A 14,323-nucleotide genomic window follows, 5' to 3' on the forward strand; every position below is an offset into this window, starting at 1 on the left:
GTTCGTCAACGGGTAGCCCACGCTGAGTGAGGTCTGCGGGGCGTAGCCGGCGGTGCAGTGGCGGGCAGGGTCGGGGCGTGGCGGGCAGGGCAGTGGCCTGCGGGTCAGCGGCGGCGGGTGCAGACCTGCTTGGAACGGGCCACGGTGTCGGTTGACCAGGCGACGGCCACGGTGAAGCAGAAGTCGTTGGTGCGGTTGAGCGCGTAGATGACGAAGCTCGTGGTGCCCGCCGGCAACGTGGCGAAGATGTTGTGGGCCTGGCCGGTGCGACCGCCCGCGATGACCACCGGGCCCTCGCTGCCGGCCGGGTACGTCCAGTTCAGCGCGATGCTGTCCCGGTTGTCGCGCAGGGTCACCGCGGTGGGTGGGGTGCCGGGCGGCGCCGCGGTGGCAGCCGACGTGGGTGCCGAGCCGCCCGGGGCGGGCGCGGTGCCGGCCGGCGCGCCGGCGGTGGGGGAGGCGCTGACTGGCGGCGGGGTCGGGTCGTCGTCGCCGTCGACCCGGGCCACCCCGGCGATCACCGCCGCCGCACCGAGGAGCACCACGACCACGCCGGCCACCAGCACCGGCACCAGCCGGTTGCGCTGCTCCGGCGGTGCGCGGTGCACGGGCACCGGCAGCAGCCGCGACGGCGTGTACGGCTCAACCGGTGCATACGGCTCCGACCGCGATGACGAGTCGGGCGGCGCGTGCCGGTCGAGCGGCGGGTACGAGTCGGGCGACGGGAACGAGTCGGCGGGACGATACAGCCGATACACCCCGGGCTGCTCCTGCGCGCCGCCGGCCAGCCCGACCACCGACGGGGGCACCGGAGGGTCGGCGGGGTGGGGCGGGGGCGTGTCCGCCGGTTCGGTCGGCCACCTGCCGCCCGTCGACCCGACCGCCTCGTCGGAGGGCAGCCGGGGGTTCGGGACCGCCCCGGCGTGGTGGGGCACGGCTGCCGACGGGTGGTGGCCCGAGTCGGTCGGCCCGTCGTCGTGCGGTGGAACGCGGGCGGCCGGTACGACAGGCGTGTCGCGGGCCGTGGGTGGGTCGTCGGCGCAGACGTGATCGGGATTCGCCGCCGCCCGGGCCAGCGCCGCCACCTGGGTGGCCAGCGGATCGTCGGCGGGCAGGTGCTGCCGGCACAACTCACGGGCGAGCGCCAGGTTGTCGTGCGCCTCGGCGAACTGCCCACAGTCGCGCTGCATCGCCCCGAGCCGCGCCAGCATCTTGATGCCGCTGGGGTGCCCGTCGCCGTACACCTCGCGGTGCAGCTCCCAGGCGTCCTGGAGGCGGTCGCGGGCCACCGTGCACTGGCCTCGCGCGTACTCCACGGTGGCCAGGTCGGCGTGCGCGGCGAGCACCCGCAGCGACTCCGGGCCGTCCTGCGCGGTCAGCTCGATGATGACTTCCTGGTAGAGCCGCGCCGCCCGGGAGTGACTGCCGACCCGGTGCAGCACCGCGGCCAGGGTGGCCGCCGCGGCCACCGTGCGCGGGTCGGCGCGACCGTGCAGGCGGGTGGTGGCCGCGTACGCGAAGGCGGCCCACCCCCGGGCCGAGTGCGGCTCACCGAGGGCGACCAGCACCCGTGCCTGGAGGCTGGCCGCCTCGGCCAGCTCGGGGGTGGCGTTGGCCGGGCGGGGGTCGGCGTCGGTGAGCGCGTCGGAGAGCAGCTGCTGTGCGCCGGCCAGATCGCCGGAGGACACGAGGTGGTGCGCCTGATCAGTCAGTTCACCGAAGCCGGAAGACACGCCCCATCGTGCTCATCCGACGACGGTAAGTACAAGACCCGCGCCGGTGTCGATTGGTCAGGATCCGGTCAGGTGCTCGGCCAGGGTCTCGCTGATTCGGCGCAGCTGGTCGACCTGGGCGGGGCTCAACGCGTCGAACAGGTGACGGCGTACCCCTTCGACGTGGCCGGGCGCGGCGGCCGCGAGGGTGGCGAAACCCTCGTCGGTGAGTAGCGCGATCTGCCCCCGCCGGTCGGTGGGGCAGTCCTCGCGGCGCACCCAGCCGGCGGCCTCCAGTCGGGCCACGGCGTGTGAGAGCCGGCTGCGGGAGGACCCCGCCGCCTGGGCCAGCTGGCTCATCCGCAGTTGGCGCCCGGGGGCCTCGGAGAGCTGGACCAGGATCTCGTAGTACGCGTGCGGCATGCCCGCGTCGCGTTGCAGCTCGCGGTCGAGAGTGTCCATCAGCACCCGGGAGGCGGTGAGGTACGCGCGCCAGGTGCGTTGCTCGTCGGGGTCCAGCCAGCGGGTCATGACCGCCATCATATCCCCGATGGTTGAATGTTCAACTAAACCGCGCTAGCCTCGGGTCATGGGTATTCATCGGCTCAACCACGCGGTCCTCTACGTCAGTGACCTCGCCCGCAGCGTCGCGTTCTACCGCGACGTGCTGGGCTTCCGCCCGGTGGCGATGACCCCGGACGGCTTCCGGGGCGCCACCTTCCTCCAGGCCCCCGACTCCACCAACGACCACGACCTCGGCCTCTTCGAGATCGGCGCGGGCGCCGGGCGGTCGACCGCCGGTCGGTCCACCGTCGGCCTCTACCACCTCGCCTGGGAGGTGGACACGCTCGACGAGCTGGCCGCCACCGCCGAGCGGCTCGTCGCGGCCGGCGCGCTGGTCGGCACCTCCGACCACGGCACGACCAAGAGCCTCTACGGCAGGGACCCCGACGGTCTGGAGTTCGAGGTGGTCTGGCTGATCCCGGCCGACCTGCTCGACGACGCCGCGCTGGCCGCCCGCAAGCAGATCGGTCGGCTCGACCTGGACGCCGAGCGGCAGCGCTACGGCGGGCAGACCCGGGGCGGGGTGGGGATCTCCGTCCCGGCCTGACCGCCCGTACGGTAGAACGGACCGATGCCGACCGACCGGACCACTGATTTCCTCCGCGAGCTGCTGGTCCGCCAGTTGACGACCTGGCTGCCCGCGGCCCTGCACCGCTCCCGGCGGGCCACCGTCGCCCTCGCGGGCGTCGACCCGGGCAGCGCGGAGGCAGCACTGCGTCTGGTCGCCGCACACGGCGACCAGACGCGCGGCCGGCAGATGACGGTGCTGGTGCTGGCCGACGCCGCCGACGCCGACCTGCCGGCCCGGCTCGGCCCCATCGAGGCGGAGCTGCCCGCCGAGGTCACCGTGCACCTGCTGCCCGGCGACCCGTACCGGCTACCGGTCGCCGTGAAGGCCGCCGGCGCGGCCGGCGCGCCGCTGTTCTCCTTCGTGGGCCTGCCCGGCGCGGTGACGCCGAAGCTGCTCGCCGCCGCGACCAACGGTCGGGCCGGAGAGCTGCTGCTGCACACCGGCGACAGCGCCCGAGACGTGCTCGTCTCCGCCGGCTTCCCGCTGGTCGCCGAGGTGGCACCGGTGCTGCCCGGCGGCGAGGCCGTCGGGGTGGTCGCGTTCGGCAGCCGCTCCGACCGGAGTCTGGAGGCGATCCGCGACGCGCTCTGGGCGGTCGGTGCGGACCACGGCGTGCGCTACCGCGACCCCCTCGACCCGACCGGTACGACTGTCGACGTGCTCGGCGACCCGGACCTCGAACCGTTGGCCCACGAACTGCTGACCGAGTTGCGGGCGGGTGGGCCGCGGCCGGTCACCGAGCTGCGCCGGCACACCCTCACCGCGACCGTCTACCGGGCCGCCGACGCCAACCAGGCGCTAGCCGACCTGCTCGACGCCGGTGAGGTGCGGCGCGAACGCGAGTCCGGGCGACTGGCCGGCGACGAGATCATCAGCCTGACGCGCTGACCGCCCCACCGCGGACGCCGAGCGGGGTGCCGGTGAATCACCGGCACCCCGCTCGACTCCCGGGACGCTTACGACCGGGCCTTGTCCTGCTTCCAGGACAGCGGACCCGGCAGGTCGACGCGGTGCGCGCGCGCCCTGGAGTTCCAGGACCAGCGACCGATCTTGATGCTCCACGAGGAGAAGCCGTTCTCGGTGAAGTTCAGGATGATCGGACCGTACTTCTTGCGCTTGCGAAACATGAGGCCCATCGGAGCGCTCCCCTCGTCACCGTTTCCCTGCCGTGTCGAGATCGAACATTCCCGAACCGGCAACTTTTGAAACCCGCTCGCTGTCCGTCCTGGACGGTGCCCGCCTGACCCGGGCATCCCTACCGCCCAGATAGGTGTTGCGGATCGGTAAACGCTGCTGAAAGGGTTTCGGCACGCGAGGTGGGACCGCCCCCGATGCCGGCGTGGGGCCGGCACCGGGGGCGGGTGGTTCGCGGGTCAGGCTCCCTTGACCCAGTCCACGGTGAAGCGGGCGAAGAAGATCCCGCCGGTGTTGCCCACTTCGTACAGGTTGCCGACCGTGCCGTCGTTCAGCACCGCCATCGTGGAGTAGCCCGCCCCGCCCGGCTTGACGAGCGCACGGGCGGGCCAGCTGGCGCCGTCGTCGGTGGAGAGCCGGACGGTGAGGTCGTTGCGTGCCGCCGGGGCCGCGTTGTTGCTGAACAGGGCGGTGCGGGTGCGCACCGGTGCGCCGTTCGCGCCCACCTCCGACGGGCGCAGGTAGGAAATCTCGTCGGCGTTGCAGAGCGGGTCGGTCAGCACGGCGCTGGCGGTGGCCGGGCCGAACGTCACCGCGCCGTCGGTGGACGTGGAGTAGAACCGGCTGCGGGTGCTGTTGTGCCGCATGTTCTGCACGATCGCACCGGTGCCGCGCTCGACCGCCTTGCTCTCGTTGATGTTCCCACCGGCGGGTCCGCCACGTCGCCACGTCACGCCGTTGTCGTCGCTGTAGACGTTGGCGGTCTGGGTGAGACCCGCCCCGTCCCGGTAGACGAACGGCTGGATCAGGCGGCCGGTGCTGGTCTGGATGCCGTGCCCGGAGGAGAAGAACGCCTGCTGCCAGCTCGCGACCTTGATCGTCGGGTTCAGCTCGACCGGGGCGCTCCAGGTGGCGCCGTTGTCCCGGCTGGTGATGTATTGCAGGTGCAGGCTGTTCGGGTCGTTGGCCGTGTTGAGGCCGGACGAGCCGGACCAGAAGCTGATGCCCGGCCGGGGGGAGTACGTGAAGAAGCAGTAGACGGTGCCGGTCCGGCGGTCCACCAGCAGGCTCGGGTCGCCCGCCCCCTCGCTGGTGGTGGCGGGCGCGTGGATGACGCGGGGCTGGTCGAAGGTCCGGCCACCGTCGGTGCTGCGGGTCATCGCGATCTGGATGTTGTTCGTGCCGCCGCCGAGGTCGTACGAGCCGTTGATCCGGGCGTCGGCGACGGCGATGACGGTGCCGTTGTTGGTGACGGCCATGCCCGGGATGCGGACCGAGGCGGAGGTGCCGTCGTAGCGGCCGTTGGGGCCGTTGAGGTTGCGAATGACGCTCTGCGTGGTCAGCACGGCGGTGCTGTTCATCTGCGGGGTGCCGGCGGCCAGGCCGCAGCCGGCGGTGCCCCGCAGCGTGGTGTCGAAGCCGGGGGCGGTGACCCGCAGGGTGTACGCGGTGCCGGCTCCGACGGTCCAGTAGTGCAGATAGTTGCCCCCGGCGGCGATGGTGCGGGTCCACGGGGAACCGGTGCGGCCGGGCCAGGTGACGGTGAAGTCCCGGGCCGTGGTGGTGCGGTTCTCCAGCGCGAGTTGGAGCCGTCCGGCAGTGCAGTCGTAGCTGGTGAGCGCGGACATGCCGGTGCCGCAGTGGAAGATGCCGGCGGAGGTGTCGTCCAGGCCGGTCGGGGTGGTGGTCCGCAGGGTGTACGCGGTGCCCGCCGGGAGGGTCCAGTACAGCTCGTTGCTGGTGCTGCCGGCGGCGACCGTCCGGGTCCAGGGGGAGTTGGCGCGGCCCGGCCAGGTGACGGTGAAGGTCTGCGCGGTGGTGCTGCCGTTGGTGAGCCGTAGGTTGAGCCGGCCGGTCGTGCAGTCGGCGCTGGCGGTGGCGCTCACCCCGGCGGGGGCGGCGTGAGCTGGCGTGGCGGGCAGGATCGCGGCCACGCCGAGGACGGTGGCCACGACCGCGATCACTCGGCGTGGTAGTGCTCGGACAGGAGACACGGGACTCCTTCGGGGGACGGGGGTGCGGGCGGGGGAAGGCTAGGCATAAGACGTCGGATATCTGATGTCGGGACGCTAGCCGGACGCCGCACCGATCGTCAATAGATCGACGTGGCCGTGCGCGTCGCCCTGGTCGTCCGGGATGGACGGTGCAGTCATAGCGCTCGGTTGATTGAAGATGACGGATCGGGCTCGGATATTTACATCATGTTGCGTCGTCTGGCAGGCTCGACTGCATCGACCATCTTCGTCATCTCGGCGATCGGGCCCGTCCCCGGCCCGCGACCGCCGCCGGCGACGCCTGTCCGAAGGAGACCCCATGGAACGGCGCCAACTCCTCACCCTCGGCGTGCTCAGTCCGTTCGCGGCGATGCTGGCGTCGGGCGGCCCGGCCAGCGCCGCGGCGGCGCAGACCTTCGGGTTCTCCGCGGACGGCAGCAACTTCCTGCTCGACGGCCAGCCGTTCCAGATCCGCAGCGGCGAGATGCACCCGGCCCGCATCCCGGTGCAGTACTGGCGGCACCGGATCCAGATGGCCAAGGCGATGGGCATGAACACGATCGCCATCTACGTGATGTGGAACCACATCGAGGAGCGGCAGGGCGTCTTCGACTTCACCACCGATCGACGGGACATCGCCGGCTTCATCCGGCTGTGCCAGGCCGAGGGCATGTACGTGCTGTTGCGCCCCGGCCCGTACGTCTGCGCCGAATGGGACCTCGGCGGCCTGCCGCCGTACCTGCTGCGCAACCCGACCATCAAACTGCGGGTCCGCACCGCCGCCGACCCGAACTACATGGCCGCTGTCACGCGCTACATCAACGCGCTCGCCGCGCTCGTCAAGCCGCTCATGGTGGCCAACGGTGGGCCGATCCTGATGGTCCAGATCGAGAACGAGTACGGGTCGTACGGCAGCGACACGACGTACCTGGAGGAGCTGCGGCAGCTGTGGCTGCGCGCCGGGATCAACGGACCGTTCTACACCGAGGACGGCCTGGGGCAGGTGCAGGGCAACCGCACGGTGGTCACCGGCGGCGCGGTCGCCCTCAGCGGGGGTGACGCCGCGGCCATCGCCGCCGCCCGCCAGTCGTTCCCGACCGTTCCGGCGATGTCCGGTGAGCTGTACACCGGCTGGTTGACCCACTGGGCCGACGGTGGCTTCGCCGGATCGAACACCGACATCTCCACCCAGTTGCGGGGTCTGATGGCCGGCCGGCTGTCGTTCAACCTCTACATGATCCACGGTGGGACGAACTTCGGGTACTGGGCCGGCGCGAACGCCGCCGACAACGGGTCCGGCTACCAGGCGGACATCACCACCTACGACTACGGTGCCCCGATCACCGAACAGGGCGGCCCGTCGCGGCTGTACCCGGCCTACCGGGAGATCATCGGCACCGCCCTCGGGGTGACGCTGCCGGCCGTGCCGGCACCGATCCCCACCATCGTGCGGACCGGCGGCCAGGCGGTGCTGCCCACGCCGTACGCCTCGCTGTGGGACAACCTGCCGGCCGCGCTGCCGACCCAGACCAATCCACAACCGATGGAGATGTACGGCCAGAACTCCGGCTTCATGCTGTACCGCCGGGTCCTGCCCGGCTACACCCGGGCGACACTGGACATCAGGTCGGTGCGCGACTACGCGACGGTGTTCCTCGACGGCGCTTACCAGGGCGGCCTGTCCCGGAGCAACCTCCCGGCGGCCTACACGACTCCGCTCGGCCTGACCGTGCAGGACGCGCCGCTGGCGCTGAAGACCTCGGCGAGCGGCAGCCCCACACTCGACATCCTGGTCGAGGGCATGGGTCGCAACAACTTCGGCCAGGCGCTGGTGGACCGCAAGGGCATCACCGAGAGGGTGTCGCTTGTCGACGCGGGCACCCTGACCGGCACGTTGACCAACTGGCAGACCCACCTGCTCCCCGTCGACGAGGCGTTCGTGGCCGCCCTCCGTCCGGTGATCACCAACAGCTCGCGGCCCGGCATCTTCTTCAAGGCCACCGTGAACCTCACCCAGACCGGCGACACGTATCTCGACATGTCCCGCTGGACCAAGGGCGTGGTCTGGGTCAACGGCCGCAACCTGGGCCGCTACTGGAAGGTGGGGCCGCAGCAGCGGCTCTACTGCCCGGCGCCGTGGCTGCGGGTCGGCGCCAACGAGATCGTCGTCTTCGACCTGCACCAGACGCAGGCGCAGCCGATCCCCTTCGAGGCCACCCTGAGCGGCCAGTCCGGCGCGGTCCGGCACACGGTGGTCAACCGGGCCAGCGGCAAGGCCCTCGACGTACCGGACCTGTCCCGGGCCACCGGCGTGCAGTTGATCCAGTGGACCCCCAACGGTGGCGCCAACCAGGCGTGGCTGATGGCCGGCGCGGTGGGTGGCGTCACCACGATGACCAGCGTCAGCTCGGGTCTGCTCGCCGACGTCGAGGCGGGTTCCACGGCGGAGGGGGCGCGGGTCATCCAGTGGACCGCGACCGGCGGCGGCAACCAGCAGTGGCGGGTCGTCACGGCGTCCGGCGACTTCGTGAAGCTGGTCAACGTGCAGACCGGCAAGGTCCTGGCCGTGGCCGGTGGGGCGAGCACCAACGGGGCCGTGATCGTGCAGCAGACCGACACCGGCAGCGCCTCCCAGCACTGGCGGCTCACCCCGGCCTGACGTCCTCGGCCGCCCATCGGCCCCCGTTCGTTCCGGTGACCTGTCCACCCGTCGTGGTGCGGTACGGCCGTTGCATCGCAGATGCAAAGATGGCCGCATGGGCGGGCGCAGCGACCGGAGTGAGACGTGAACCAGCACGAGCGGTGGCACCGGCTCCTGGAGATGGTCGCCGTCGAGGGCCAACTCGACATCGAGTCCACGGCCCGCGAGTTGGGCGTCAGCACGGCGACCATCCGTCGTGACTTCGACGAGTTGGCCACCCAGCAGTTGGTGACCCGCACCCGGGGTGGCGTGGTCGTCACCAACGTCTCCTACGACCTGCCGCTGCGCTACAAGGCGGTGCGGCAGGCATCGGAGAAGCAGCGGATCGCCGCGGCCGCCCTCGCGCTGATCCCACCGGGCAGCACGGTCGGGCTCAACGGTGGCACCACGACGACCGAGGTGGCCCGGGCGCTCGCGCTGCGCACCGACCCGAGCGGGCAGCTGTCGGCGGCCACGGTGGTGACCAATGCGCTGAACATCGCCCACGAGCTCATCGTGCGTCCGCACATCCGGGTGGTGCTCACCGGCGGGACGGCCCGCCCGCAGTCGTACGAGCTGGTCGGTCGTATCGCGGAGACGATGCTCGCGTCCGTGGCGCTGGACGTCGTCGTGCTCGGGGTGGACGCGATCGACCACCAGCACGGCGCCAGCGCCCACAACGACGGCGAGGCGGCGGTCAACCACGTCATGGTGACCAGCGCGGCGCGGACGATCGTCGTCGCCGACGCCTCGAAGCTGGGCCGGCGGAGCTTCAACCGGATCTGCCCGTTGGGCGACATCGACACCCTGGTCACCGACCGGGCGGCGGATCCGCAGCAGGTGAGCCTCGTCGAGCAGGCCGGCGTCACGGTGCTCCAGGTCTGACGGGCTGCTGGCAAAGATGTAACTCGATGCAAAATCGCGGCGTACTTATTGCATCTTGAGTCAAGCGGGTGCAGCATTCCATCTCATCGGTTTTCGTGAATGTTGTCCCTCACCGCACCGGGAGAAAACGATGATCTGGTCATCGCTGCCCGCGCACACCCGCCGAATCTCTGTCCGGGCCGCCGTCGTGGTCCTCATCCTGCTCGCCGCGATGCTGCACGCCGTACCCGCCCGCGCGGGCACACCGGGAAGCGCGACCGGCCTCACCCGGGCCGGGAACACGTACACCATCGCCACCAGCACGGCCGCCCGCATCCGGCTCACCCTGGCCCGCGCGGACATCTTCCGCGTCTGGGTCGCACCGAACGGCACCTTCACCGAACCGGCGGCGAACGAGATCACCGTGCGGACCGACTTCGGTACGGTTGCCAGCACCGCGACCGACGAAGGCACCGCCTTCCGCATCGCCACCTCGGCGGTGGTCATCCGGATCACCAAGAGCCCTCTGACGATGCAGGTCCAGCGCCCCGACGGGCGGCTCATCTGGCGAGAGTCGCAACCGCTCGACTGGGGCTCGGGCCGCACCACCCAACGGTTGACCCGCGCCGCCGACGAGCAGTTCTACGGCACCGGTCTGCGCCTGGGGGAATGGGCGTTGCGCGACAAGACGGTCCCGGTCGCCGTGGACAACCAGTGGCGGGAGAACACCAACGCCAGCCCGGCGCCCTTCTACATGTCCACCAACGGCTACGGCGTCCTGCGCAACACGTGGGCGCCCGGCTCGTACGGCTTCACCGCACCGGTGACCACCACCCACAACGAGGAACGGTTCGACGCCTACTACTTCGTGGGCGACTCGCTCAAGGGGGTGCTCGGGGCGTACACCGATGTGACCGGCAAGCCGTTCCTGAGCCCGATGTGGGGCCTCGAACTCGGCAACGCCGACTGCTTCAACGCGTCCAACCCCGCCTATCAGGGCGACCACAACCGGGCCGGGCACCAGCGCACTCCCGATGTGCTCTCGTACGCGCGGGAGGCCCGCGCCAAGGACATGCCGTCCGGCTGGTTCCTGCCCAACGACGGGTACGGCTGCGGCTACACCGACCTGCCCGCGACCGTCGCCGGGGCCAAGGCGCTCGGTTTCCAGACCGGCCTGTGGACCTCCACCGGCCTGTCGTCGATCGACTACGAGGTCGGCACCGCGGGCACCCGTGGCGTGAAGACCGACGTCGCCTGGGTCGGCGGCGGCTACCAGAACGCGTTCCGTGGTGTTCAGCAGGCGGTGGACGGCATCGAGCGCAACTCCGACGCGCGCCGCTACGTCTGGACCGTCGACGGGTGGGCCGGCACCCAGCGCAACGCCGTGGTCTGGACCGGTGACACGTATGGGCGGTGGGACGACATGCGGTGGACGGTGCCGGCCGTCGCCGGCGCCGGGCTGTCCGGCTTCAACTACGCCACCGGTGACGTCGACGGGATCTTCGGGGGCAGCCCGAACACCTACGTGCGGGACCTGCAGTGGAAGTCGTTCACGCCGGCGTTCATGACGATGTCCGGGTGGGGGGTGACCAACCCGGCGGCCGGCTACCAGGACAAGCAACCCTGGCGGTACGCCGAGCCGTACCTGTCGATCAACCGCCGGTACCTCCAGCTCAAGATGCGGCTGATGCCGTACCACTACACGATGAGCCGGGTGGCCAGCGTGACCGGCGTACCGGCGACCCGGGCCCTGGTGCTCGAATACCCCAACGACCCGGTCGCCCGGGGCAACGCCACGTCAGGGCAGTTCATGGCGGGCGACGCGTTCCTGGTGGCGCCGGTGGTCTCCGACACCGAGCTGCGCGACGGCATCTACCTGCCGGCCGGCACCTGGACCGACTACTGGACCGGCCGGGTCTACCAGGGCCCGCTCACCCTGAACGGGTACGCCGCGCCGCTCGACCGCCTGCCCCTGTTCGTCAAGGGCGGCTCCATCGTGCCGATGTGGCCGCAGATGAACCACACCGGTGAGAAGCCGGTCTCCACGCTCACCTACGACCTGTATCCACGCGGCTCGTCGAGCTTCACCCTCTACGAGGACGACGGCATCACCCGCGCCTACCAGAGCGGGGCCTACGCCACCCAGCAGGTCAGCATGACGGCACCGACGTCCGGCACCGGGACGGTCACCGTGGACGTGGGCGCATCCGTCGGCGCGTACGCCGGCAAGCCGTCGTCGCGCTCCTACGAGTTCACCGCGCACCTGGCGGCCGCTCCCCGCGCGGTCACCGTCGCCGGTCAGACCCTGCCGTCGCTCGCCACCCGCGCCGCGTACGACTCGGCGAGCAGCGGTTGGTTCTACGCCGACGGGGTTCTGCGGATCAAGGCCGGGTCGCGGAGCGCAGCGTTCCAGACCCGGATCGACGGCGCGGTGCTGCCGGTCGCCGAGACCAGCACGACGCCGCCGCCGATCCCGCGCGACAACTGGCGACTCGTGTACGCCGACAGCGAGGAGACCGGCGCGGAGAACGGCAGGGCCACGAACGCGTTCGACGGCAGCCCGTCCACGTTCTGGCACAGTGCCTGGTCGACCACGGCCGCGCCCCTGCCGCACGAGATCCAACTCGACCTGGGCGCCACCTACCAGGTCGACGGGCTGCGGTACCTGCCCCGGCAGGACGGTGGAGTCAACGGCCGGATCGGCCGCTACGAGGTGTACGTCTCGGACAGCCCGAGCAGCTGGGGCACACCGGTGGCCTCGGGAACCTTCGCCGACACGGCGACGCAGAAGGTGGTGCCGTTCAGCGTCGCGCGCAACGGCCGGTACCTGCGCCTGCGGGCACTGAGCGAGGCCGGTGGCCGGGGGCCGTGGACGACGGTGGCCGATCTGGCGCTCACCGGCACGGCGGTGGCCTCGATGAATTGATCCTGCACGTCGGCGGAAGTGACGCCGCGGGCTGCCGGAGCAGCCCGCGGCGTCCTGCGACGCGGTCCTCGCTGGGGCAGTAACGCGTCTACCCCGGGGCCCTTGGCGGTGCGCCAGAGTGTTCAGCGCCTCCGCCAGGGCCACGGCGCTCGATCACGCCTTCTCCTCCCGGGCTGGCACTGCCTGCTCGGCGAGCCAGCGCCACTCGTGCCACGTCGCTAGCCGATCCCGGTACACCTGCTCCGCTACCGGATACGGATAGGGGCCGAGGAACAGGCGCAGGGGTGGTTGGGCGGTGTCGGCCAGAGCCAGGATGACCTGCGCCGTGACGGCGGGTTCGGCAGGCGTGCGGGCGGCCGCGCCGGCGCGGCGCGCTTCGCGCACGGGTTCGTAGGCCGCGATGGGGTCGGTGTGCACGGCCGAGCCGTTGGACCAGTCCGTGGCGTACGGTCCCGGTTCGATGATCGTCAGCGTGACGCCCAGCGGCGCGATCTCCGCTGCGAGGGCTTCGCTGAGGCCCTCCAGCGCCCATTTCGACGCGTTGTAGAGCCCGAGAGTGGGGAAGGCGGCGAGGCCGCCGATGCTGGACACCTGCATGATGTGACCACTGCCTTGCGCCCGCAGCACTGGCAGCGCGGCCTGGGTCACCCAGAGAGCCCCGAAGAAGTTCGTTTCCATCTGGGCGCGGGCCTGTTCCTCGGTGGTTTCCTCGATCATGCCGAACAAGCCGTAGCCGGCGTTGTTGACGATGACGTCCAGGGTGCCGAACGCTTCGGTGGCCAGGGAGACGGCCGCGAAGACGGCCGAGCGGTCGGTGACGTCGAGGACGAGAGGCAGGACCCTGTCGCCGTACGCCTCGATCAGGCCATCGAGGGCCTGCTTGTTGCGTGCCGTTGCGGCGACCCGATCTCCCCGGGCGAGCGCGGCCGCGGCCCAGGCCCGGCCGAAGCCGCGGGACGCGCCGGTGATGAACCATGTTTTCATGCCGTGACGATCCATCAGCCCAGCGTGGGCTGCCAGCACCCTGACAGGGCTAGGCTCCGACGTGTGAGTGGTCAGAACCTCCTCGGCGATTTTCTGAAAGCGCGTCGTGGGCGGGTCACGGCAGACCAGGCGGGTGTGCGGTCCTTGGGACGCAGGCGCGTGCCCGGCCTGCGCCGAGACGAATTGGCCCGCGTCGCGGGGATCAGCCAGCACTACCTGACCCGGCTGGAGCAGGGGAAGGATCGCAACCCCTCGACCCAGGTGCTGCGCGCCCTGGCGATCGCCCTGCGGTTGGACCGGCACGAGACCACGCACCTGTACGCGCTGGCCGCCCCGTCTCCGGCGGTCGAGGGGCACCGCCAGGTTGGCGAGGACGTCCAGCAGCTGATCGACTCCTGGGGCACGACCCCGGCGTACGTGCGCAACCACGGCTTCGACGTCCTGGCAGCCAACAAGCTCGCCATGGCGCTCTCGCCGATGTACACGCCTGGGCGCAACCTCGTCCGGGACGTGTTCCTCGAAAATGATGCCCGCGGCCTCCTGCTCGATTGGCAGGAGATCGCCGTGCAGACCGCTGCCGCGCTGCGCGCAGAGGGGGACCCTCGCGATCCCGCGACTGCCGAGCTCATCTCCTCGATGCTGATGGACGCCGACTTCCGGCGTCTCTGGGAAAACCATGACGTACGACCGGTACAGAATGAGATCAAGCGGTTCGTGCATCCGCTCGTGGGCCCCCTGACGCTTCGACGCCAAGCACTGTCGATCGCTGGCGCCGAAGAACAAACGATCATCACTTACCACGCGGAGCCGGGCAGTCCCTCCGCCGACGCCCTCAACAGCCTGTGTTGATTGCAGTCGACAGGCCGCACGGAGGGGCCAAGCAGGCAAGGGCGT

The 14,323-nt window shown here is 71.0% G+C and carries 11 protein-coding genes; 6 read left to right on the plus strand and 5 right to left on the minus strand.

Features of this window, described 5'->3' with window-relative positions:
- Window positions 1-104: 104 nt before the first annotated feature.
- On the minus strand, window positions 105-1,733 hold the full coding sequence (locus tag QSK15_RS09575; RefSeq protein WP_285793806.1) for a tetratricopeptide repeat protein: 1,629 nt from the start codon (window positions 1,731-1,733) through the stop codon (window positions 105-107).
- Between the two features lie 57 nt (window positions 1,734-1,790).
- Entirely contained in the window at window positions 1,791-2,252 is a 462-nt protein-coding gene (locus QSK15_RS09580) for a MarR family winged helix-turn-helix transcriptional regulator (protein WP_030333595.1), read from the minus strand.
- Window positions 2,253-2,301: 49 nt separating this feature from the next.
- Here QSK15_RS09580 and QSK15_RS09585 point away from each other — a divergent pair, with 49 nt between their 5' ends.
- Together QSK15_RS09585 and QSK15_RS09590 are read left to right on the plus strand one after the other, a co-directional pair.
- The gene (locus QSK15_RS09585; RefSeq protein WP_285793807.1) at window positions 2,302-2,823 is read left to right on the plus strand and encodes a VOC family protein; all 522 of its coding nucleotides are present in this window, start codon (window positions 2,302-2,304) and stop codon (window positions 2,821-2,823) included.
- Between the two features lie 24 nt (window positions 2,824-2,847).
- The gene (locus QSK15_RS09590; RefSeq protein WP_285793808.1) at window positions 2,848-3,735 is read left to right on the plus strand and encodes a hypothetical protein; all 888 of its coding nucleotides are present in this window, start codon (window positions 2,848-2,850) and stop codon (window positions 3,733-3,735) included.
- A 68-nt stretch (window positions 3,736-3,803) separates the two neighbouring features.
- Here the strand turns inward: QSK15_RS09590 and QSK15_RS09595 are convergent, their stop codons facing one another.
- Window positions 3,804-3,983, minus strand: coding sequence for a DUF4236 domain-containing protein (locus QSK15_RS09595; protein ID WP_279520276.1), 180 nt, complete (start codon window positions 3,981-3,983; stop codon window positions 3,804-3,806).
- A gap of 237 nt (window positions 3,984-4,220) precedes the next feature.
- Window positions 4,221-5,975, minus strand: coding sequence for an exo-alpha-sialidase (locus QSK15_RS09600; protein ID WP_285793809.1), 1,755 nt, complete (start codon window positions 5,973-5,975; stop codon window positions 4,221-4,223).
- Window positions 5,976-6,294: 319 nt separating this feature from the next.
- Here QSK15_RS09600 and QSK15_RS09605 point away from each other — a divergent pair, with 319 nt between their 5' ends.
- From QSK15_RS09605 to QSK15_RS09615, 3 genes are all read left to right on the plus strand, one after another.
- A complete protein-coding gene (locus tag QSK15_RS09605; RefSeq protein WP_285793810.1) occupies window positions 6,295-8,634 on the plus strand; it encodes a beta-galactosidase in 2,340 nt (779 codons plus the stop codon).
- Window positions 8,635-8,760: 126 nt separating this feature from the next.
- On the plus strand, window positions 8,761-9,540 hold the full coding sequence (locus QSK15_RS09610; RefSeq protein ID WP_285793811.1) for a DeoR/GlpR family DNA-binding transcription regulator: 780 nt from the start codon (window positions 8,761-8,763) through the stop codon (window positions 9,538-9,540).
- Window positions 9,541-9,670: 130 nt separating this feature from the next.
- Window positions 9,671-12,445, plus strand: coding sequence for a TIM-barrel domain-containing protein (locus tag QSK15_RS09615; RefSeq protein WP_285793812.1), 2,775 nt, complete (start codon window positions 9,671-9,673; stop codon window positions 12,443-12,445).
- A 153-nt stretch (window positions 12,446-12,598) separates the two neighbouring features.
- Here the strand turns inward: QSK15_RS09615 and QSK15_RS09620 are convergent, their stop codons facing one another.
- Window positions 12,599-13,444, minus strand: coding sequence for an SDR family NAD(P)-dependent oxidoreductase (locus tag QSK15_RS09620; RefSeq protein WP_285793813.1), 846 nt, complete (start codon window positions 13,442-13,444; stop codon window positions 12,599-12,601).
- Window positions 13,445-13,492: 48 nt separating this feature from the next.
- On the opposite strand from QSK15_RS09620, the gene QSK15_RS09625 reads away from it, so the two are divergent.
- Complete coding sequence (locus QSK15_RS09625) at window positions 13,493-14,278, plus strand: helix-turn-helix domain-containing protein (protein ID WP_285793814.1); 786 nt, start codon at window positions 13,493-13,495, stop codon at window positions 14,276-14,278.
- Window positions 14,279-14,323: the final 45 nt, after the last annotated feature.

Origin of the sequence: Micromonospora sp. NBRC 107095, assembly GCF_030269705.1 — a bacterium.
Taxonomy (GTDB): Bacteria; Actinomycetota; Actinomycetes; order Mycobacteriales; family Micromonosporaceae; genus Micromonospora; species Micromonospora parva.